This is a genomic window from Citrobacter sp. 172116965, assembly GCF_013458095.1.
GTDB classification, from domain to species: Bacteria; Pseudomonadota; Gammaproteobacteria; order Enterobacterales; family Enterobacteriaceae; genus Citrobacter; species Citrobacter braakii.
The window spans coordinates 18,147-40,045 of the sequence record NZ_CP046673.1; the positions used below are offsets into that span (position 1 = coordinate 18,147).

The window sequence follows — 21,899 nt, forward strand, 5'->3', positions numbered from 1 at the left end:
ACATAATGAAAAATAAGGGCTATGAGATGAATACGCTACAAATTCTGAGCTTTGTGGGCTTTACGCTGCTGGTGGCGCTAATCACCTGGTGGAAGGTACGTAAAACGGATACCGGATCGCAACAAGGGTATTTTCTTGCCGGGCGTTCATTGAAAGCGCCGGTGATTGCCGCGTCATTGATGTTAACTAACCTTTCAACCGAACAGTTGGTTGGTCTGTCTGGTCAGGCTTACAAAAGCGGAATGTCGGTTATGGGTTGGGAAGTCACCTCTGCGGTGACGCTTATCTTTCTGGCGCTGATTTTTCTACCTCGCTATCTGCAACGTGGTATCGCTACGATCCCAGATTTTCTGGAAGAGCGTTACGATAAAACCACGCGAATCATTATCGACTTTTGCTTTCTTATTGCCACTGGCGTCTGCTTCCTGCCGATTGTGCTTTATTCAGGGGCGCTGGCGCTGAATAGCCTTTTTCACATCGGTGAATCGCTGAATATTTCTCAGGGTACAGCAATCTGGTTACTGGTTATTTTGCTGGGCCTTGCCGGGATTATTTATGCGGTGATCGGCGGTTTACGTGCGATGGCGGTGGCCGATTCTATCAATGGTATAGGGCTGGTGATTGGTGGATTGATGGTCCCCGTGTTCGGCCTGATTGCGATGGGAAAAGGCAGTTTTTTACAAGGTGTTGAGCAACTGACCACCGTACATGCGGAGAAATTAAACTCAATTGGTGGAGCGAACGATCCGCTGCCGATAGGTGCAGCCTTTACCGGTTTGATTCTGGTGAATACCTTCTACTGGTGTACTAATCAGGGCATCGTACAACGTACGCTGGCTTCCAAAAGCCTCGCCGAAGGGCAGAAAGGAGCATTGCTCACAGCGGTATTGAAAATGCTCGATCCACTGGTACTGGTATTACCAGGTTTAATTGCTTTTCATCTATACCAGGATCTGCCAAAGGCGGATATGGCATATCCGACACTGGTAAATAACGTGCTTCCTGTCCCTTTGGTGGGGTTTTTCGGTGCCGTTTTATTCGGCGCGGTAATCAGTACATTCAATGGATTTTTAAACAGCGCCAGTACCTTATTTAGCATGGGAATATATCGGCGGATTATTAATCAACACGCCCAACCGGAACAGCTGGTTCGGGTTGGGCGTAAGTTCGGATTCTTTATCGCGGTAATTTCCGTGCTGGTAGCACCGTGGATCGCTAATGCACCGGAAGGACTCTACAGCTGGATGAAACAGCTCAACGGTATTTATAACGTGCCGTTGGTGACCATCATCATCATGGGATTCTTTTTCCCGCGCATCCCTGCGCTGGCAGCGAAAGTCGCTATGGGACTCGGTATCGTCAGCTACATCACCATTAATTATCTGGTGAAGTTCGACTTTCACTTCCTTTACGTACTGGCCTGTACCTTCTGCATCAACGTGGTGGTGATGCTGGTTATCGGCATTATCAAGCCGCGTGCGACGCCGTTTAAATTCCATGATGCTTTTGCGGTAGACATGAAGCCGTGGAAAAACGCCAAACTTGCCTCTGTCGGTATCCTGACCGCGATGCTCGGCGTCTATGCTGGACTGGCGCAGTTTGGAGGGTACAACACCCAATGGCTGACGATTCTCTGCTACTCAATTACGGCGGCAGTGATGATGTATTTAATTTACAGCACCTGGCAGACGCGTCGTTTGGCCACTGCACTTTCTGTCTCTGACGCTAAGGATAAAGCATGACCCGCCCTAATTTCCTGTTCATTATGACTGATACTCAGGCGACCAATATGGTCGGCTGTTATAGTGGTAAGTCGCTGAATACCAATAACATTGATAGCCTGGCGGCGGAAGGTATTCGCTTCAATTCTGCTTATACCTGCTCACCGGTGTGCACTCCGGCCCGCGCTGGGCTGTTTACCGGGATTTATGCCAACCAGTCCGGCCCGTGGACCAATAACGTCGCGCCGGGGAAAAATATCTCCACCATGGGACGCTATTTTAAGGATGCGGGCTATCACACCTGCTACATCGGCAAGTGGCATCTCGACGGGCACGATTACTTTGGTACCGGCGAGTGCCCGCCCGAATGGGATGCTGACTACTGGTATGACGGGGCAAATTACCTCGCGGAACTGACGGACAAAGAGATCGGTTTGTGGCGTAACGGTCTGAACAGCGTGGAGGATTTGCTGGATAACAATATCAATGAAACCTTTACCTGGGCGCACCGCATCAGTAACCGGGCGATTGATTTCCTCCGCCACCCTGCACGTGATGAAGAACCCTTCCTGATGGTAGTTTCCTACGACGAGCCGCATCACCCGTTTACCTGTCCCGTGGAGTATCTGCAGAAATATCAGGATTTTTATTATGACCTGGGGATGAAGGCGCACGACTCTTTGAGTAACAAACCTGAACATCATCGTCTTTGGTCTGAAGCGATGCCTTCGCCGGTAGGTGATGATGGGCGCTATCACCATCCGCTCTATTTTGCCTGCAACGACTTTGTCGATGACCAGATTGGCCGGGTTATTAATAGCTTAACGCCCATGCAGCGGGACAACACCTGGGTCATTTACACCTCCGATCATGGCGAGATGATGGGGGCGCATAAGCTCATCAGTAAGGGGGCAGCGATGTATGACGACATCACGCGAATTCCGCTGATTATGCGCTCGCCTCAGGGAGAATCCATGCAGGTAGACACGCCGGTAAGCCATATCGATCTGCTGCCGACGATGATGGCGCTGGCGGGTATTGAGAAGCCACAAATCCTGCCGGGTGAAAACATCCTTACCGTTGAAAAACCACGCGGTGTGATGGTGGAGTTCAATCGTTATGAGATTGAACATGACAGTTTTGGCGGATTTATACCGGTACGTTGCTGGGTGACGGATGACTGGAAGCTGGTGCTGAACCTGTTTACCAGTGATGAGCTTTACGACAGACGAAACGATCCCGATGAGCTACACAACCAGATAGATTCTCCGCAATTAGCCGATGTTCGCTGCCAGATGCACGACGCGCTGCTGGACTATATGGATAAAATCCGCGATCCATTCCGCACCTATCAGTGGAGTTTGCGTCCCTGGCGTCCTGACGCCGTACCGCGCTGGATGGGCGCTTTTCGCCCGCGCCCGCAAGACGGCTATTCTCCCGTGGTACGCGATTACGACACCGGTTTACCAACCCAGGGCGTAAAAGTGGAGGAGAAAAAGCAGAAGTTCTGACTACAATGCCAATTGGCGCAGATACTCATATTTGCACTTATCTGTCGGCCGGATAAGGCATTAGCCGCCATCCGGCAATGACAGCCAGAGGAGTTTGAATGAAAATTTCCCGCCTTGGAGAAGCCCCGGATTACCGCTTCTCACTGGCAAATGAGCGTACCTTTCTGGCGTGGATCCGTACCGCGCTGGGATTTCTGGCGGCGGGCGTTGGTCTCGACCAACTGGCCCCGGATTTTGCCACGCCGGTAATTCGTGAGCTTTTGGCGCTGTTGCTATGCCTGTTTGCCGGTGGTCTGGCGATTTATGGCTACCTGCGCTGGCTGCGTAATGAGAGGGCGATGCGCCTGAAAGAGGATTTGCCCTATACCCATAGCCTGTTAATCATCAGTCTGATTTTGTTTATTGTCGCGGTGATTGTCATGGGACTGGTGCTGTATGCCGGATAGCCGTAAGTCGCGACGTATCGCTGATCCGGGGTTACAACCGGAGCGAACATCGCTGGCCTGGTTTCGTACGCTTCTGGGTTATGGCGCGCTAATGGCGTTGGCGCTGAAGCACAACTGGCATCAGGCGGGCTTCCTGTTTTGGGTTTCAATTGTGGTGCTGGCGCTGGTGGCAATCGTTCTGTGGCGCTATACCCGCAGCCGTAATCTGATGGATGTTACGCATAGCGATTTTTCTGAATCTCGCGCGGTGCGTGACAAATTTATGATCTCCCTCGCGGTGTTATCCCTCGCAATACTGTTTGCTGTAACGCATGTCCGCCAACTTATTGCGTTTATCGGGAATTTAGCATGACAGGATGTCAGGTCATGGCCAAACCAGCCAGCTCTCGTTGTAACCTGGATTGTCGTTACTGTTTTTACATCGATAAACCCACTCAACCCGAAATGGATGACGCCACCTTAGAGACGTTTATTCGTCAGCATATCACCGCACAGCCGGGGGCTGACGTGATGTTCGCTTGGCAGGGCGGAGAGCCAACCCTCTGTGGCATCGACTTTTTTCGCCGCGTAGTGACGTTGCAAAAACAGTACGGGGAAGGGAAGAAAATCCATAACGCGTTCCAGACCAACGGGATTTTGCTCAACGACGAATGGTGTCAGTTTTTGCACGATAACGGCTGGCTGGTGGGGATTTCGTTGGATGGCCCCGCCGAGTTGCACGATGCTTATCGTGTTAACCGCAGCGGAAAACCGACTCACCATAAGGTGGTGGACGCCATTGCCAGGCTCCGTAAGCATCAGGTGGAGTTCAATCTGCTGGTAGTGGTTAATTCTCTGAACAGCCAGCAACCTGAGTTGATGTATCGCTACCTTCGCCAGCTTGGCACACCTTTTTTGCAGTTCATTCCGCTGGTTGAATATGATGACGAAGGCGAGCTTACCGCCGAATCCGTCCCGCCTCAGGCGTGGGGAACCTTCCTGAATTCCGTCTTTGATATCTGGGTCAGAGAAGATATTGGCCGCGTATTCGTCCAGTTATTTGATTCAACTCTGGGCGTATGGTGCGGACACCCGGCGCAGATGTGTTCGCTAAGCTCCACCTGCGGACATGCTTTTGCTCTGGAAGCGAATGGCGATTTGTATCAGTGCGATCACTATGTTCACCCTGATTTTCGCCTGGGTAATATTCATCGCACGTCGTTGAGTGAGCTCAACGCCAGCCCGAGGGCAGCGGCGTTTGGTCAGTCCAAGAGAACCACGCTGAGCGCGGAATGCCAGGCGTGTTCGCTATTACGCTTTTGCCATGGTGATTGCCCAAAGCATCGCGACAGCAGTGGAAAGAGTGCGATTTGCGGCGGATACAGCGCTTTCTTCAATCATACCGCGCCGCATATGCGCGTGATGCGTGACCTTCTGAAGCAACATCGCTCACCGATGGAACTGATGGCGATGCTGCGTTAAGTTCAGCGGCGTTTAACGTCCTTTGGTCAGATACTGCGCCATTTCGGCTTCCGGCACCATGCCGCCGCCGGTCGCCCACACCAGGTGGGTGGCGTTATTGAGCTGCTCCGCGCTGAAGCCGTGCATTTGCTGATAGTCAGCAGAAGCGCAAACGTGCTGCGGACCGGCCATCCCGGCCAGCGCCGACGGCTCAAGGCGAATGCCTTCTTCCTGCGCCAGCCAGCCCAGCATGTCGTACATAGTCTGATCGTCCAGGGTGTACAGACCGTCGAGCAGACGTTCCATTGCCCGGCCAACAAAGCCGGACGCGCGGCCCACCGCCAGCCCATCTGCCGCTGTCAGGTTATCGATGCCAATGTCCTGCACAGAAATTGTATCGTGCAGTCCGGTATAAATCCCCAGCAGCATGCACGGTGAATGGGTAGGTTCTGCGAAGAAGCAGTGCACGTTATCGCCGAATGCCAGCTTCAGGCCAAACGCCACCCCGCCAGGCCCACCGCCGACGCCGCACGGCAGGTAAACAAACAGCGGATGGTCGGCATCCACCACGCGCCCCTGCTGCGCGAACTGCGCCTTCAGACGCTCGCCGGCTACCGCATAACCTAAAAACAGCGTGCGGGAATTTTCATCATCGATAAAGAAACAGTTCGGATCGGACTGTGCCGCTTTACGGCCCTGCTCAACCGCCACGCCATAATCTTCTTCATACTCCACGACCGTCACGCCGTGGCTGCGCAGTTTGGCTTTTTTCCATGCGCGAGCGTCGGCAGACATATGAACCGTCACCTTAAAGCCGATACGGGCGCTCATAATGCCGATCGACATCCCAAGGTTGCCAGTGGAGCCTACGGCGATGCTGTACTGACTGAAGAACTGTTTAAACTCAGGCGAAAGCAGAATGCTGTAATCGTCTTGTGTGGTCAGCAGACCGGCTTCCAGCGCCAGTTTTTCCGCGTGGGTTAGCACTTCATAAATACCGCCACGCGCTTTAATTGAGCCGGAAATCGGTAGATGGCTGTCTTTCTTCAGCAGAATTTCGCCGTTGATGCGCTGCCCATACTCTTTTTCCAGCCGCTTTTGCATCGCCGGGATCACGGCCAGTTCAGATTCGATAATGCCGCCGGTGGCTGCGGTTTCCGGGAATGCCTGCGCCAGATACGGCGCGAAGCGCGTCAGACGAGCGTGGGCATCCTGAACATCGTGCTCTGTCAGGCCAACATACGGTAAACCTTCCGCAAGAGAGGTAGTGCCAGGGTTAAACCAGGTCGTCTCCTTGAGAGCGACCAGATCTTCCACTAAAGGATGCTGGGCGATAAGTGTTTGAATGTTTTCCATAGTCAGTCTCTTTGCGCTTAGATAATAAAGGAAAGCAGGAATGTGCAAACCAGTGCAATAACGGACGCGATAAATGTCGCGGTCGTATAATATTTGAACGTCTCATTTAGGGTGGCGCCGCAGTACTGCTTCACCAGCCAGAAGAGGGAATCGGTGACGATCGTGCAGCCAATCGCGCCGGAACCGATGGCAATGGCGATGATCTCCGGGCTAACGTTGGGGTAGAGCGGCAGCATCGGGGCCACGATTGCCGTCGCGCCCATCATCGCCACCGTGGCAGAGCCCACCGCAGCATGCAGGATTAACGCCACCAGCCAAGCCAGCAGAATCGGGTGCATATGCATGTTCGAGAGGATCAGCGCGAGGGTATCCGCCAGTCCGCTGCTCTTGAGGATAGCGTTGAATGCGCCGCCTGCGCCGATAATCAGCAAAATGTTAGCAATGGAGCCAAAACCGTTTTCGGTGTGGGTCAGCAGCGCCCCCATGCCAATGTGCTGACGCAGGCCGAGAATGTAATAGGCCACGAAAACGGCAATAAACATCGCGGTGATCGGGTTACCAATAAACTCCAACAGCGTATAAACCGTGCTGCCTTTCGCCATGTTCAGCTCAGCGACGGTTTTTACCAGCATCAGGCCAATCGGCAGCAGTACGGTAAACAGCGTAGCGCCCAGCGATGGCAGCGTACTTTCGTCGCGCACCTTGAGGTCGGAAAACTCAGCCGGAACCGGTTTAAACGGCAGACGGTTACCGAGGAATTTCAGATACAGCGGACCGCCGATCAGCGAGGCCATTAAGCCCACCAGTAAGCCGTAGACAATCACGGTGCCAATGTCCGCGCCCAGCTTGTTCGCCACGAACAGGGCGGCTGGATGCGGCGGCACGACGCAGTGTACCGCCATCAGCGCTGTACATAACGGAATCGCCAGCTTCAGTAGCGAGGTATTGGTTTTTTTGGCAATTGAAAAGGCCAGAGGAATCAACAGCACTACGCCGACTTCAACAAACAGCGTGATCCCGCAAATCAGTCCGACCAGTACCATAATGACGTCAGCGGAAAGCCAGCGACAGCGCTGTAGCGTCAGGCCGATACGTTCGGCCGCGCCGGACACTTCCATCATTTTGCCAAGAATGGTCCCAAGACCGATAACCGCGGCGAGGAAGCCCAGCGTACCGCCGATGCCACTCTCAATGGCATTGACCATATCCAGCGGCCCCATACCCATCATCGTACCCACGAAGAAGCTGGCTAACAGCAGCGCCAGAAACGGGTGGAATTTGAACTTCACGATGGTCAAAACGATTAACACGATGCTTATCAGCAGCGTGCTCACAACCCAGATTTGAGAGTGCATAACTCACCTTGCCCTGTGATTAATATAGGGTTATTGGACAAAAATAAGGCATGGTCTGACAAACGATATAAATCCCCTTTCACATGAGACAGATTGCATCAAGTAGGTGATTTACGTCTAATTACGCTTTGTTTATGCGATATGGTTCACCTTGATTCATCTTTGTGCTGATTTTTGCAGCGAACTTTTTTACACTCCGGCGAATGAATCAGGAGGACAGGAGGTGAACATGGATCCCTTACGCGAGGTCAGAAATCGGCTGCTCAACGGCTGGCAGTTGTCAAAGCTGTATACCTTTGAAGTGGCGGCCCGGCACCAGTCGTTTGCGCTGGCGGCAGATGAGCTGTCACTAAGCCCCAGCGCTGTCAGCCATCGCATTAATCAGCTGGAAGATGAGCTGGGTATTCAGCTGTTTGTTCGTTCGCATCGTAAAGTGGAACTCACCCACGAGGGCAAGCGCGTGTTCTGGGCGCTGAAATCATCGCTGGATACGCTGAATCAGGAAATCCTTGATATTAAAAATCAGGAGTTGTCCGGGACCCTCACCGTGTACTCACGGCCTTCTATCGCTCAGTGCTGGCTGGTTCCGGCGCTCGGCGACTTTACCCGTCGCTATCCGTCGATTTCGCTGACCATGCTGACCGGGAACGACAACGTCAATCTGCAGCGTGCCGGGGTCGATCTGGCCATCTATTTTGACGACGCGCCCTCCGCGCAGCTCACGCACCACTTCCTGATGGATGAAGAGATCCTGCCGGTATGCAGCCCGGACTACGCTCGCCGCCATGACCTTACCGGTTCGCTGGTGAATTTACCGCACTGTACGTTGCTGCATGACAGACAGGCGTGGAGTAACGACTCCGGGACCGATGAATGGCACAGTTGGGCGCAGCATTTTTCGGTGAATCTGCCGACATCGTCGGGAATTGGCTTCGATCGTTCTGATTTGGCGGTGATTGCGGCGATGAATCATATCGGCGTGGCGATGGGCCGAAAGCGGCTGGTGCAAAAACGCCTCGACAGCGGAGAGCTGGTTGCGCCTTTTGGCGATATGGCGCTGAAATGCCATCAGCACTACTACATCACTACCCTTCCTGGCAGACAGTGGCCGAAAATCGAGGCGTTTATTCGCTGGCTTCAGGAACAGGTTAAATAAGCGGGCCGCGAATATTTTTTACGCTTTCTCGCTACACGCAAAGTGAAAAAGCATGCTAAATACGTGATATCACTCCTGATGATTTGCGTAAGGACGACCGTGTTAAAGCCGATAGTTTCCCTTTTACTGTTAGCCAGCGCCACCGTGTGTGCCGCGCAACCTGTGCTGACCGCGGCGCAGTATGCGCAGCAGCTTGGCGTTGGGATGGACGTAGACTGGGCGCGCACCGATCGGGGTATTCGTGAATTCGATCCGCTGGTGGTGCGGGATTACAAGGCGAAAGGGTTAACCCACGTGCGCATTCGCGTGGCGGGAGAGCCTACGGAGGCGCGGCTTATACATCTGCGCAAGCTGGTGGAAGCCTGCGAGCAGTATGGCGTGATCCCGATAATTGCCTATCAGGCTGACGAATATAAAAAAGATCCCAGTACCGGTAACGAAAAAGAGGTGGTTAACTGGTGGGTGGCGGTGGCGCATTACTTTGGTCAAAGCTCGCCGTTGCTGGGTTTCGACCTGATATACGAACCCTCTGATAAGCTCAACCATAATCAGGTATCGCTCAATCGGGTGTATGACAAAACCATTCGTACTGTCCATGCCATCGACCCGCAGCGGATGATTTTTATCGCGCCGCGACTACGCGCCGCGCCGGAAGATTTGCCTGACCTGAAACTGCCGCCGCAAAGTCAGAATACCGTGCTGGCTCAATGGCATATTTTTCCGTGGGGGCCGCTGAAAAATAATGGTAAATATCCGTGGACCTCAGGCACAGCGGCAGAAAAGGCCGCTATTCGCGCCCGTATCAATACCGCCATTCACTGGCAGCAGAAAACGGGTCATGTCAGTTGGGTGGGAGGCTGGTCGCCAGGAGAAACCATCAGGAACGCGCCTTCTGCCTCGCAAATGGCGTTTGCCCGCTTTATGGCGTGCGAACTGAAAAAAGCGAAAATTCCCTATGCTATCAATGCGGATACGCAGTTTTATGATGGCGAGGAAGGCGCCTGGCGTCCGGCGCTGGAGCCGTTACTGACGACGATGATCGCGCCTGAATGCGAAAAGCCCGGCGATAAGCCGGGCCATCATACGCTTAAACCGCCTGCCCCTGATGCGACACGCGTGACGCCAGCGGAAGCCAGCAAACAAAAATCAACAGTCCCATAAGGGTCATCAGCAGGCCCAGACTGGCTTGCCCGGTCTGCGGCAGCATTGCAGAGAACCACGCCAGCACGCCGGAACCAATATTCTGTAATCCCCCAACCAGCGCACCGGCAGTGCCTGCCAGGAATGGGAAAGGCTCCATTGCGCCACTGGTTGCCAGCGGAAACAGCATCCCGGCACCGAAGAAAAACAGTGCGGCGGGAACCAGCAGCGTCCAGACGTTCATCACGTCAAACAGGCCCGGGATCCACATCATTAAACCGGCTACCAGACAGCAGATAACCGACTGCCACATCAGCGTCGAGAAACGCTTATTCGGGCGACCGGCGAACCAGGCGCCGAAAAATGCCGCCGGGATGGGCAGAATAAACAGGATACTGACCACCATGCTGCTTAAACCGAGCCTTGCGCCCAACAATACCCCGGAGCAGGCCTCGAAGACCGCAACGCCCGCCAGGCCGCCGATCAGCATCAGCACGTAACAGGTGAAAGAACTGTTACCAAACAGCGTTTTATAGCTGGCGATAAGGCGTGGACGCGGTGCGCCCGCAGGACGCGTTTCCGGCATCCAGCGCGCCATGCTAAACGTGACGCCCGCGCACAGAACCAGCAGGAAAATGTAACAGGCGCGCCAGTTCCACAAGGTATCCAGCATGCCGCCAATCAGCGGGGCCAGCAGCGGACTCACCAGAATCCCCATGTTTAACAAACTATTCGCGTGGCGCAGCTGCGTGCCTTCGTACAGATCGCGCGGTAAGGTTCGCGCCATTACACCGCCGACGCCTGTTCCCATGCCCTGGATTGCACTGGCGATAATCAGTACCGTCAGGCTGTGGGTGGTAATCGCGACCAGCGTGGCCAGCATAAAAATAGACATTCCGGCGAGGATCACCGGACGGCGGCCAACGCGATCGGAAAGTGGGCCGTAAAACAGTTGTGACAGGCCGTAGGTCAGCAGGTAGGCGGCCATTACGCTTTGCACCGCTCCTTCGCGAACGTTCAGTTCACGCGCCATATCAGCAATCGCGGGGATATAAATGGTTTGCGCCATCTGACCTACCGCCACCAGTAATACCAACATCAACAACAAATTGACGCTTCTATGCCTTTTCATTTCGCTGATTACTTTTAAAAAAGAGAAAAAAGAAGAATAAGGTGCTGTACTTTCCCGTAAATGCGCGTGGAATCTACCACAACAGAAAAAGAAGGCCAGATAGTGGGCTGGAATGTTTACGCGATGAACGGCAGGAAATGTAAACAAAAAGCGGCAACAAATGTTGCCGGATTGCATCGGCTTTACGGCGCGATCATGACAAGCGAAGTAAGACAGCGCCTACGGCAATACCGGCGGCCGCGACAAGGCGTATTCCGGCAACCTTTTCTTTCAGCAGTAGCCAGGCGAGCAGAGCGCCAAACAGAATGGAGGTTTCACGCAGCGCTGCGACCACCGCCAACGGAGCCTGGGTCATGGCCCACAGCGCCAGACCGTAAGAACCCATCGTACCAATTCCACCCAGAATACCTTTCTTCCACTGTTGTACCAGATAGCGTGACGCTTCCCGGCGCCGGGCGATCATCGCCCAGCCCAGCAGACAGGAACCGTTCAGAAAGAAGGTCCACAGCGTATAACCGAGCGCGGTTTCTGATAAGCGTACGCCGGTGCCATCAACCAGCGTGTAACCAGCGATAAAGCAGGCGTTAATGAGCGCCAGTACGATCCCGCGTTGTGAGCTGCTGCGTCCGTTAAATGCCATGCCGAGAATGGCCAGACAGATCGTAGCAATCCCCACCCAGGCAAACACAGACAGGCTATCGCCAAGGAACAAGACGCTGATAATCGCAACCAGCAGCGGTGCTGTCCCACGCATCAGAGGATAGGTCTGGCTCATATCCGAAACCTGATAGGTTTTGGCGACCAGGACCGTATACACCACTTGCAACGCGGTTGAGACGGCCAAAAACGGCAGGCTGGCGGTGGAAGGCTGAGGCGCGAAGGGTAAGCAGATCAATGCCATAATCGCCGCGGAGCCGCTGACGCCAATCGCCGAGTACAGTTTATCGTTTCCAGCTTTAACAATGGCATTCCAACTGGCATGCAGCAGCGCGGCAAACAGCAAAATGCAGAAAACAGAAAGCGTCATGGTGGCGTTCTTCCCTGAGAATGTCATAAAAACGTAACATATTGGCGCGAGACAAGCACCAGGGAGAAGGTGAAAGGGGAGCGGAGTGTTACCCGCTCCCCTTAGGTGCGACTTGAATCCGAATTACTTAACGTATTTCAGAACGGCATCAAGTAGTTGCAGTGCTGCAACAATGAGTTTGAGGATAAGAATAGCGATATCCACGAGGCTCATACGCTCTCCTTTTGGTACAAGGAGCACGGTGCTGACGTACCTCGCCGCTGCCTGTTGCCAGCACCTTTGTTGACATAACACAGTGTGCTCACACGGGGGTTAAGGCGCTGACGGCACCACCCGTTTCAGCCAGGACTTTGATGCGCCGGTTTACGATGCGGCCCCCGCATAACACATTGCGTACCGAGACATTATAGATAAACACTGTATAAATTAACAGTATTTTGTAGACATTGTGCCATTCATGTTCCATACTCAAAACCATCAAAATTCGTGCCGAAATTGCGTGTTCTTCGCAGAACGCGTATACTTTTTCCGTTGACATAACACAGTGTGTTCGGCGGCTACCAACCGCACAGCGCTGAAAAAAACCTCGCTCCGGCGGGGTTTTTTGTTTTCCGACTCTGCACAGCGAAATGTGATCGTTGACGCATTTTTATGCAGATGAAAAATTTTCCATTGTCACGCTGAAAAACCTGTGTTTGTATAAATCCAGTTAATCAACAAACAGACAGGTCCCTAATGAACCCTTCCATGCTGACTGCGACCCTACTAAAAACTGCGCCATCTCGCGCAGCGGTCGTCGTGCGTGTGGTGGTGGTCGTCGGCAATGCGCCGTAGGGTCCGGATCAACACACGATTCCAAAACCCCGCCGGCGCAAACCGGGCGGGGTTTTTCGTTTAAGAGACCTGCCCGAAGCAAAGGCCCAGAATAAAAGGACTGGAGCATGGCAAGTTCGGGCATAACATCCAAGCGTACGCGTTTTACGGGCGCAGAATTCATCGTTCATTTCATGGAACGCCAGGGGATTCAGGTGGTCACCGGTATTCCTGGCGGATCGATTCTTCCCGTCTATGACGCTTTAAGCCAAAGCACGCAAATCCGTCATATCCTGGCGCGCCACGAGCAGGGCGCGGGGTTTATCGCGCAGGGGATGGCGAGAACCGATGGTAAACCCGCCGTCTGTATGGCCTGTAGCGGACCGGGCGCGACCAACCTGGTGACCGCCATTGCCGACGCGCGGCTGGATTCCATCCCGCTGGTGTGTATCACCGGGCAGGTTCCGGCCTCAATGATCGGGACCGACGCCTTCCAGGAAGTCGACACCTACGGCATCTCTATCCCCATCACCAAGCACAACTATCTGGTCCGCCATATCAGTGAATTACCGCAGGTCATGAGCGATGCGTTCCGCATTGCGCAGTCCGGCCGTCCGGGCCCGGTGTGGATAGACATTCCTAAGGATATTCAAACCGCCGTTTTTGAGATTGAAGAGATGCCGGAGCCCGCGCAGAAAATGGCGGCACCGGCGTTCAGCCAGGACAGCATTCGCGATGCTGCAGCCATGATTAACTCCGCACAGCGTCCGGTGCTGTATCTCGGCGGCGGCGTGATTAACGCGCCTGAGCGGGTTCGTGATCTGGCAGAAAAAGCCATGCTGCCCACCACCATGACCTTAATGGCGCTCGGTATGTTGCCGAAAGCGCATCCGCTGTCGTTAGGCATGTTAGGTATGCACGGCGCGCGCAGCACTAACTTTATTCTGCAAGAAGCGGACTTATTGATTGTTCTGGGCGCACGTTTTGATGACCGGGCGATTGGTAAAACCGAGCAGTTCTGTCCGAACGCCAAAATCATCCACGTGGACATCGACCGCGCGGAGCTGGGTAAAATCAAACAGCCACACGTGGCGATTCAGGCGGATGTCGATGAGGTTCTGGCGCAACTGATCCCATTAATTGACGCGCAGCCGCGAGAGTCGTGGCATCAAATGGTGGCCGATTTACAACGCGAATTCCCCTGCAGCATTCCGCAGGAAAGCGACCCGCTCAGCCACTATGGGCTGATCAACGCCGTAGCGGCCTGCGTGGATGACAATGCCATTATCACCACCGACGTAGGCCAGCATCAGATGTGGGCCGCACAGGCTTACCCGCTGAACCGTCCGCGTCAGTGGCTGACCTCCGGCGGTCTGGGAACCATGGGCTTTGGCCTGCCGGCGGCAATTGGCGCAGCGCTGGTCAACCCGGACAAAAAGGTGCTGTGCTTCTCCGGCGACGGTAGCCTGATGATGAATATTCAGGAAATGGCGACGGCCAGCGAAAATCAACTGGATATTAAAATCATCCTGATGAATAACGAAGCGTTGGGTCTGGTGTATCAGCAGCAGAGTTTGTTCTATAAGCAGGGCGTTTTTGCGGCGACATATCCGGGGATGATTAACTTTATGCAGATAGCCGCCGGGTTTGGCCTCGAAACCTGCGATTTGAATAACGAAGCGGATCCACAGGCAGCGTTGCAGGAGATTATTAATCGCCCTGGACCTGCGCTGATCCACGTGCGCATCGATGCCGAAGAAAAAGTGTACCCGATGGTGCCGCCGGGTGCGGCAAACACAGAAATGGTGGGGGAATAAGCCATGCAACAGCAGACTCATGACAACGTAATCCTGGAACTCACCGTACGCAACCATCCGGGCGTAATGACCCACGTCTGCGGGCTGTTTGCCCGCCGCGCGTTCAACGTGGAAGGCATTCTCTGTCTACCGATTCAGGACAGCGACAAGAGCCGCATCTGGCTACTGGTCAACGACGATCAGCGTCTTGAGCAGATGATAAGCCAGATCGACAAGCTGGAAGATGTGGTGAAAGTGGCCCGCAACCAGTCCGACCCGTCGATGTTTAACAAAATCACGGTTTTCTTTGAGTGAGTTAGTCGCCGTCTGAATCCGGGGTGATGACTTTGACAGAGCCGTTCCGGCAGTGGGTTGCGTAATCTGCCGGCAACGGGCGATCGCTTATCAGTACGTCAAAAGTGGAGAGCGGACCAATGCTGGCGGGGGCAACCTCATCAAACAGGGCGTGGCGCGTCAGCAGAATTTTGCGCAATCCGCGTTCCATCGCTTTGCGTTTGGTGGCCAGATCGTCCGGATTGAACCAGCTAACGCCGAAATGCTCATGGACTCCGCTGGCAGAGATAAACACTTTTCGTGGGTTGAGCGCATCCAGCGGAGAGGGATTGTTGGTGTCGTAAAAGGCATCACTTTTCGCCCGATAGGTGCCCCCGCAAAGAATCACCGTGGCGTTGGGTTTTTCATTTAGCGCCACGAATACCCGGTGTGAGTAGCAAATTCCGGTAAAGGTAATATCGTCCGGGATCATGCTGACGACTAATGGCATTTCGGCACCATTATCAAAAAAGACCAGATCGTTTTCACTGACCAGTCCCGCGGCCAGAATGGCAACCGGTAAATCATCGCGATGATACTGCTTTTGCACGGGGAGCGGAGCGTTAACGAGGGTGGCGGGCTTGTTCACCATCACGATGTAACCACCGAGTAGCGTAAGCGGCAATGGTTCGTCATCCTGGCTGAGATCCCGACGGATGGTCATCACGGAAACCTCCAGCATGCGCGCCGCCTCTTTCAGATGGATTCTGTCGGTCTTCTTCAACAATTCCATCAGACGTCGAATACGTTCTTTTTGCTTGGTTTCCATGCACACTCTCCACGAATCATGTTTTCATGTTCCTTCAGTAACATTTATGTGTTTCTGGGAACATGACATTGCTGCATTACTATACGTCTGACCATTGGGAAATAAAAGCGTGTTTTTACACGTTTTATTGATTATAAGCAGCGAGTTTTCAGTCAATTGTAAGCAAGTTAATCATTTTGAGTGTGATAGAGATGCAACATTTAGCATAATAAATAAACAATAAAATGATCCTCCAATCGCGATCCTAGTCACAAATGATACGGAAGTAACATGATAATGTTATTTTAATATCATTGTTGTGTGATTGTTTCTGAGAGGTAGTAAAATGGATATCGCGGTTATTGGCTCCAACATGGTGGATCTCATCACCTACATCAACCAGATGCCCAAAGAAGGGGAAACGCTGGAAGCACCCGCCTTTAAAATTGGTTGTGGCGGTAAAGGGGCAAATCAGGCCGTTGCGGCTGCTAAGCTCAACTCCAAAGTGCTGATGCTGACGAAAGTCGGTGATGATATTTTTGCGGATAACACCATTCGTAATCTCGAATCCTGGGGGATTAATACGACCTATGTCGAAAAGGTACCCTGCACCAGCAGCGGCGTTGCACCGATCTTTGTTAATGCAAACTCCAGCAACAGCATTCTGATTATTAAAGGCGCCAACAAGTTTCTCTCCCCGGAAGATATCGATCGCGCGGCGGAAGATCTGAAAAAGTGTCAACTTATTGTCCTGCAGCTGGAAGTACAGTTGGAAACGGTTTATCACGCGATTGAATTCGGTAAAAAACACGGTATTGAAGTGTTATTAAATCCCGCCCCTGCATTACGGGAATTAGATATGTCTTATGCCTGTAAATGCGATTTCTTCGTGCCAAATGAAACCGAGCTCGAAATATTAACCGGTATGCCGGTGGATACCTATGACCATATTCGCGCCGCGGCACGTTCTTTGGTCGATAAAGGTCTGAACAATATTATCGTCACCATGGGGGAGAAAGGTGCTCTGTGGATGACGCGTGACCAGGAAGTCCATGTCCCGGCGTTTAAAGTGAACGCTGTCGATACCAGTGGCGCAGGTGACGCTTTCATCGGTTGTTTTGCCCACTATTACGTTCAAAGCGGTGATGTCGAAGCCGCCATGAAAAAAGCCGCTCTCTTCGCTGCATTCAGCGTTACCGGGAAAGGCACTCAATCATCTTATCCAAGCATCGAACAATTTAATGAGTTTCTTACCTTAAACGAATAATACTCCTGCATTGTAAAAGGTAGCACTATGAACGATAAAAACATCATTCAGATGCCCGACGGCTATCTGAATAAGACGCCTCTGTTCCAGTTTATTTTGTTATCCTGTTTATTCCCTTTATGGGGATGCGCAGCCGCATTAAATGATATTCTGATTACGCAATTCAAAAGCGTATTTTCACTCAGCAACTTTGCTTCGGCATTAGTTCAGAGTGCCTTTTATGGCGGTTATTTTTTAATTGCGATTCCGGCATCTTTGGTGATTAAAAAGACCAGTTATAAAATCGCCATCTTAATGGGACTGACCCTTTATATTGTTGGCTGTACGCTCTTTTTCCCGGCATCGCACATGGCCACCTACACCATGTTCCTCGCGGCAATTTTTGCGATTGCGATTGGCCTGAGCTTCCTGGAAACTGCAGCCAACACCTACAGCTCCATGATTGGCCCAAAAGCGTATGCCACCCTGCGCCTGAACATCAGCCAGACCTTTTACCCCATTGGCGCAGCCGCCGGTATTCTGCTGGGTAAATATCTGGTCTTCTCTGAAGGCGAGAGTCTGGAAAAACAGATGGCTGGGATGAACGCGGAGCAGATCCACAACTTTAAAGTGTTGATGCTGGAAAATACCCTTGAGCCTTACAAGTACATGATTATGGTGCTGGTTGTGGTGATGGTGTTGTTCCTGCTGACCCGCTTCCCGATCTGTAAAGTCGCGCAAACGGCGAGTCATAAACGTCCGTCAGCGATGGATACGCTGCGTTATCTGGCCAGCAATGCCCGTTTCCGCCGTGGGATTGTGGCGCAGTTCCTGTACGTGGGGATGCAGGTCGCGGTGTGGTCATTTACCATCCGTCTGGCGCTGGAATTGGGTGATATCAACGAGCGCGACGCCTCAACCTTCATGGTCTATAGCTTTGCCTGCTTCTTTATCGGCAAGTTTATCGCCAACATCTTGATGACACGCTTCAATCCGGAAAAAGTGCTGATCCTCTACTCCATCATTGGCGCACTGTTTCTGGTCTATGTTGCGCTGGCGCCAAGCTTCAGCGCCGTGTACGTTGCCGTACTGGTGAGCGTCCTGTTTGGACCCTGCTGGGCGACAATCTATGCCGGTACGCTGGATACCGTGGATAACGAACATACTGAAATGGCGGGAGCAGTCATTGTCATGGCGATTGTTGGTGCAGCGGTGGTTCCGGCAATTCAGGGCTATGTGGCCGATATGTTCCACTCGCTACAACTCTCGTTCCTGGTCTCCATGTTGTGCTTCGTGTACGTCGGTATCTACTTCTGGCGTGAAAGCAAAGTGCGCAATAACCTGGCTGAAGCGACTGTTTCCTGAGGAGAGCGATCATGACAACACGTATCACGCTGTGGCGGGAACTCTTTGCAGAGCATCCGCGAATCTTACTGAAGAATAGCGACTTCACGGTTACCGTATTTCGTTACGCCAGCGGTGTGGAAGGGCTGAAGGTAGAAAACAGTCGTGGACATCTGGTTATTCTGCCCTGGATGGGGCAGATGATCTGGGATGCTCAGTTTGACGGGCATGAACTGACCATGCGCAACATGTTCAGTCAGCCGAAACCGGCTGCGGAAGTGGTAGCGACTTACGGCTGCTTTGCTTTCCACTCGGGTATATTGGCTAATGGCTGCCCTTCGCCGGAAGATTCTCACCCGTTGCATGGCGAAATGGCCTGTGCCGCGATGGATGAGGCCTGGCTGGAGCTGGAGGGAGAGAATTTGCGCGTGAGCGGACGCTACGAGTATGTGATGGGATTCGGTCATCATTATCAGGCGCATCCTGCGGTGATTATGCGCAAAGCGAGTGCGCTGTTTGATATTCAGATGGCGGTCACCAACCTCGCCTCAGTGGCAATGCCTTTACAGTATATGTGCCATATGAACTATGCCTACGTACCGGAAGCGACCTTCAGCCAGAATATCCCGGATGAAGCCATGAAGCTGCGTGAGTCGGTACCCGCGCATGTTAAGCCTACCGAGCAGTGGCTGGCGTTTAATCAGCGGATCATTCAGGGCGAGACCTCGCTGGGGCGCCTCAACGAGCCCGATTTTTACGATCCGGAAATCGTTTTCTTCGCTGACCAACTGGACCGATACACGGATAAGCCTGAATTTCGCATGATCGCACCTGATGGCACCACGTTCGTGACGCGTTTCTCCAGCGCGGAGCTGAATTATGTCACCCGTTGGATCCTCTATAACGGCGATCAGCAGGTGGCAGCCTTTGCCCTACCTGCGACCTGTCGCCCTGAAGGCTTCCTGGCGGCGCAGCGAAAAGGCACGTTGATTCAGCTAGAACCGCAGCACACCCGCACATTTACCGTCACAACTGGCATCGCCTGATCGCTCAAGGCTTAAACAGCAGCGCGTCGGAACACAAAATCCTTCAAGCTGCATAAGGCGGCAAGTCTGCTCACCTCAGAAGCTTACTCAAGTCAGTGACTGGGGTGAGCAGACCAAGCCAACGCAGAGGCTGCTTGAAGGATAAAGTGTATATCGTTAAGGTAAGCACGTTTTTTATCCCCCAGGACAGAACCCATGATCACCGTTGCCCTTATCGACGACCACACTATCGTCCGCTCCGGCTTTGCCCAGTTGCTGGGGCTGGAACCTGATTTGCAGGTTGTGGCTGAGTTCGGCTCAGGCAGTGAGGCGCTGGCGGGATTACCGGGACGTGGCGTGCAGGTATGTATCTGTGATATCTCGATGCCTGATATCTCCGGTCTTGAACTGTTAAGCCAGTTGCCAAAAGGGATGGCGATTATCATGCTCTCCGTCCACGACAGCCCGGCGCTGGTGGAGCAGGCGCTCAACGCGGGCGCGCGTGGTTTCCTTTCTAAACGCTGTAGCCCTGATGAGCTGATCGCGGCGGTGCATACCGTGGCGACCGGCGGCTGCTATTTGACGCCGGATATCGCCGTCAAACTGGCGGCTGGTCGTCAGGATCCGCTGACCAAACGCGAACGTCAGGTGGCGGAGAAACTGGCGCAAGGCATGGCGGTAAAAGAGATTGCCGCCGAACTGGGCCTGTCGCCGAAAACGGTGCACGTGCATCGCGCTAACCTGATGGAAAAACTGGGCGTTAGCAACGATGTCGAACTGGCCCGCCGGATGTTTGACGGCTGGCAATGAACACGCTCTGTTCCCGGTTAATCACCGTTGTTGCCTGCTTCTTTATCTTCTCTGCCGCGTGGTTCTGCTTGTGGAGTATCAGCCTGCACCTGGTTGAGCGCCCGGAGCTGGCGGTACTGCTGTTTCCGTTTGGCCTGCGTCTGGGGCTGATGCTGCAATGTCCACGCGGCTACTGGCCGGTGCTGCTGGGTGCGGAATGGCTGCTTCTTTTCTGGCTGGCGCAGGAAGTGGCGCTGGCTCACTTGCCACTTTTGATGATCGGGAGCTTCCTCACGTTACTCCCGGTGATGCTGATTTCGCGCTACCGCCATCAGCGCGACTGGCGCACGCTGCTGTTACAGGGCGCGGCGCTGACGGCAGCGGCGTTGCTGCAATCGCTGCCCTGGCTTGGGCAAGGCGAAGAGGCGTGGAATGCCCTACTGCTGACGCTCACTGGTGGATTAACGCTGGCTCCGATCTGTCTGGTTTTCTGGCACTATCTTACCAGCACCACCTGGTTGCCGCTGGGCCCGGCGGTGGTGTCTCAGCCGGTGAACTGGCGCGGGCGGCATCTGGTCTGGTATCTGCTGCTGTTTAGCGTCAGCCTGTGGTTGCAGCTTGGCCTGCCCGATGAACTGTCGCGCTTCACGCCGTTTTGCCTCGCACTGCCGATCATTGCGCTCGCCTGGCACTACGGCTGGCAGGGGGCGCTGATTGCCACGTTAATGAACGCCATTGCGCTGATTGCCAGCCAGACCTGGCACGATCATCCCGTCGACCTGTTGCTCTCCCTGCTGGTGCAAAGCCTGACCGGGCTGCTGCTCGGCGCGGGGATCCAGCGTCTGCGCGAGCTTAACCAGTCGCTGCAAAATGAATTAGCGCGCAACCACCGTCTGGCTGAACGCCTGCTGGAGACCGAAGAGAGCGTGCGCCGGGATGTGGCGCGCGAACTGCACGATGATATCGGTCAGACCATCACCGCCATTCGCACCCAGGCGGGCATTGTCCAGCGGCTGGCGCCGGAAAACGCAGGGGTGAAGCACAGCGGGGCGCATATCGAACAACTTTCTCTTGGCGTATACGATTCTGTGCGTCGTCTGTTGGGTCGTCTGCGTCCGCGCCAGTTGGATGATCTCACGCTGGAACAAGCCATCCGCTCATTGATGCGTGAAATGGAGCTGGAAAGCCGCGGCATCGTCAGCCACCTTGACTGGCGAATTGACGAATCTGCACTCAGCGAAAGTCAGCGGGTGACGCTGTTTCGCGTCTGTCAGGAAGGGCTGAACAACATCGTTAAGCACGCCAACGCCAGCGCGGTGACGCTTCAGGGCTGGCAGCAGGATGAACGGCTGATGCTGGTGATTGAGGACGACGGCAGCGGCCTGCCGCCGGGGTCGAATCAGCAGGGATTTGGCCTCACCGGGATGCGTGAACGTATTACCGCCCTCGGGGGATCGCTCTCGATTTCCTGTACGCACGGCACGCGGGTCAGCGTGTCGTTACCCCAGCGTTATGTGTAAG

At 53.8% G+C, this 21,899-nt stretch carries 21 protein-coding genes; 15 read left to right on the forward strand and 6 right to left on the reverse strand.

The window, feature by feature from the left end:
• The first annotated feature begins 26 nt into the window (after positions 1-26).
• The 5 genes from GPJ68_RS00085 to GPJ68_RS00105 all read left to right on the forward strand — a co-directional run bounded on the left by GPJ68_RS00085 (position 27) and on the right by GPJ68_RS00105 (position 5,139).
• Positions 27-1,742 carry a solute:sodium symporter family transporter gene (locus tag GPJ68_RS00085; protein ID WP_046276207.1) on the forward strand — a complete coding sequence of 572 codons (1,716 nt, stop codon included), beginning with the start codon at positions 27-29 and terminating at the stop codon, positions 1,740-1,742.
• On the forward strand, positions 1,739-3,232 hold the full coding sequence (locus GPJ68_RS00090) for a sulfatase-like hydrolase/transferase (RefSeq protein WP_049042660.1): 1,494 nt from the start codon (positions 1,739-1,741) through the stop codon (positions 3,230-3,232). The genes GPJ68_RS00085 and GPJ68_RS00090 overlap by 4 nt, the downstream gene beginning before the upstream one ends.
• A gap of 98 nt (positions 3,233-3,330) precedes the next feature.
• Positions 3,331-3,678, forward strand: coding sequence for a YidH family protein (locus GPJ68_RS00095; protein WP_016157812.1), 348 nt, complete (start codon positions 3,331-3,333; stop codon positions 3,676-3,678).
• Complete coding sequence (locus GPJ68_RS00100; RefSeq protein ID WP_016155058.1) at positions 3,668-4,030, forward strand: DUF202 domain-containing protein; 363 nt, start codon at positions 3,668-3,670, stop codon at positions 4,028-4,030. Before GPJ68_RS00095 ends, GPJ68_RS00100 begins: the two co-directional genes overlap by 11 nt.
• A complete protein-coding gene (locus GPJ68_RS00105; RefSeq protein ID WP_158655794.1) occupies positions 4,027-5,139 on the forward strand; it encodes an anaerobic sulfatase maturase in 1,113 nt (370 codons plus the stop codon). Before GPJ68_RS00100 ends, GPJ68_RS00105 begins: the two co-directional genes overlap by 4 nt.
• Before the next feature lie 12 nt (positions 5,140-5,151).
• On the opposite strand, the gene dsdA is transcribed toward GPJ68_RS00105, so the two are convergent.
• Both dsdA and dsdX read right to left on the reverse strand, forming a co-directional pair.
• Positions 5,152-6,474: a D-serine ammonia-lyase gene (gene dsdA, locus GPJ68_RS00110; RefSeq protein WP_104651918.1), complete on the reverse strand. Its 1,323-nt coding sequence runs from the start codon at positions 6,472-6,474 to the stop codon at positions 5,152-5,154.
• Positions 6,475-6,491: 17 nt separating this feature from the next.
• Positions 6,492-7,829, reverse strand: a complete 1,338-nt coding sequence (gene dsdX / locus GPJ68_RS00115; protein WP_016157809.1) for a D-serine transporter DsdX — start codon at positions 7,827-7,829, stop codon at positions 6,492-6,494.
• A 229-nt stretch (positions 7,830-8,058) separates the two neighbouring features.
• Here dsdX and dsdC point away from each other — a divergent pair, with 229 nt between their 5' ends.
• On the forward strand, positions 8,059-8,985 hold the full coding sequence (dsdC, locus tag GPJ68_RS00120) for a DNA-binding transcriptional regulator DsdC (protein WP_016155054.1): 927 nt from the start codon (positions 8,059-8,061) through the stop codon (positions 8,983-8,985).
• A gap of 78 nt (positions 8,986-9,063) precedes the next feature.
• Complete coding sequence (locus GPJ68_RS00125; RefSeq protein WP_085055756.1) at positions 9,064-10,146, forward strand: cellulase family glycosylhydrolase; 1,083 nt, start codon at positions 9,064-9,066, stop codon at positions 10,144-10,146.
• Here the strand turns inward: GPJ68_RS00125 and emrD are convergent.
• The 3 genes from emrD to tisB form a co-directional block, all read right to left on the reverse strand.
• The gene (emrD, locus tag GPJ68_RS00130; RefSeq protein ID WP_075848952.1) at positions 10,073-11,257 is read right to left on the reverse strand and encodes a multidrug efflux MFS transporter EmrD; all 1,185 of its coding nucleotides are present in this window, start codon (positions 11,255-11,257) and stop codon (positions 10,073-10,075) included. The genes GPJ68_RS00125 and emrD overlap by 74 nt on opposite strands.
• 193 nt (positions 11,258-11,450) lie before the next feature.
• Positions 11,451-12,284, reverse strand: a complete 834-nt coding sequence (locus GPJ68_RS00135) for a DMT family transporter (protein WP_016155051.1) — start codon at positions 12,282-12,284, stop codon at positions 11,451-11,453.
• Positions 12,285-12,407: 123 nt separating this feature from the next.
• Entirely contained in the window at positions 12,408-12,497 is a 90-nt protein-coding gene (gene tisB / locus GPJ68_RS00140) for a type I toxin-antitoxin system toxin TisB (protein WP_003023909.1), read from the reverse strand.
• 522 nt (positions 12,498-13,019) lie between these two features.
• On the opposite strand from tisB, the gene ivbL reads away from it, so the two are divergent.
• From ivbL to ilvN, 3 genes are all read left to right on the forward strand, one after another.
• A complete protein-coding gene (ivbL, locus tag GPJ68_RS00145; RefSeq protein WP_003827118.1) occupies positions 13,020-13,118 on the forward strand; it encodes an ilvB operon leader peptide IvbL in 99 nt (32 codons plus the stop codon).
• A 107-nt stretch (positions 13,119-13,225) separates the two neighbouring features.
• Entirely contained in the window at positions 13,226-14,914 is a 1,689-nt protein-coding gene (gene ilvB, locus GPJ68_RS00150) for an acetolactate synthase large subunit (RefSeq protein ID WP_104651917.1), read from the forward strand.
• A 3-nt stretch (positions 14,915-14,917) separates the two neighbouring features.
• Positions 14,918-15,208: an acetolactate synthase small subunit gene (ilvN, locus tag GPJ68_RS00155; RefSeq protein ID WP_003023914.1), complete on the forward strand. Its 291-nt coding sequence runs from the start codon at positions 14,918-14,920 to the stop codon at positions 15,206-15,208.
• 1 nt (position 15,209) lies between these two features.
• Here the strand turns inward: ilvN and GPJ68_RS00160 are convergent, their stop codons facing one another.
• Entirely contained in the window at positions 15,210-15,995 is a 786-nt protein-coding gene (locus tag GPJ68_RS00160; RefSeq protein ID WP_019078017.1) for a DeoR family transcriptional regulator, read from the reverse strand.
• A gap of 325 nt (positions 15,996-16,320) precedes the next feature.
• Between GPJ68_RS00160 and rbsK the strand changes: the two genes are divergently transcribed.
• The 5 genes from rbsK (at position 16,321) to uhpB (ending at position 21,898) form a co-directional block, all read left to right on the forward strand.
• The gene (gene rbsK, locus GPJ68_RS00165; protein WP_003827124.1) at positions 16,321-17,241 is read left to right on the forward strand and encodes a ribokinase; all 921 of its coding nucleotides are present in this window, start codon (positions 16,321-16,323) and stop codon (positions 17,239-17,241) included.
• Between the two features lie 27 nt (positions 17,242-17,268).
• Positions 17,269-18,585, forward strand: coding sequence for an L-fucose:H+ symporter permease (gene fucP / locus GPJ68_RS00170; RefSeq protein WP_104651916.1), 1,317 nt, complete (start codon positions 17,269-17,271; stop codon positions 18,583-18,585).
• Between the two features lie 11 nt (positions 18,586-18,596).
• Positions 18,597-19,610 carry an aldose 1-epimerase family protein gene (locus tag GPJ68_RS00175; RefSeq protein WP_104651915.1) on the forward strand — a complete coding sequence of 338 codons (1,014 nt, stop codon included), beginning with the start codon at positions 18,597-18,599 and terminating at the stop codon, positions 19,608-19,610.
• A 195-nt stretch (positions 19,611-19,805) separates the two neighbouring features.
• Complete coding sequence (uhpA, locus tag GPJ68_RS00180; RefSeq protein WP_016155044.1) at positions 19,806-20,399, forward strand: transcriptional regulator UhpA; 594 nt, start codon at positions 19,806-19,808, stop codon at positions 20,397-20,399.
• Positions 20,396-21,898 (forward strand): signal transduction histidine-protein kinase/phosphatase UhpB, encoded by a 1,503-nt coding sequence (gene uhpB, locus GPJ68_RS00185; RefSeq protein WP_104651914.1) that lies wholly within the window; start codon positions 20,396-20,398, stop codon positions 21,896-21,898. The genes uhpA and uhpB overlap by 4 nt, the downstream gene beginning before the upstream one ends.
• The last annotated feature ends 1 nt before the right edge of the window (position 21,899 follow it).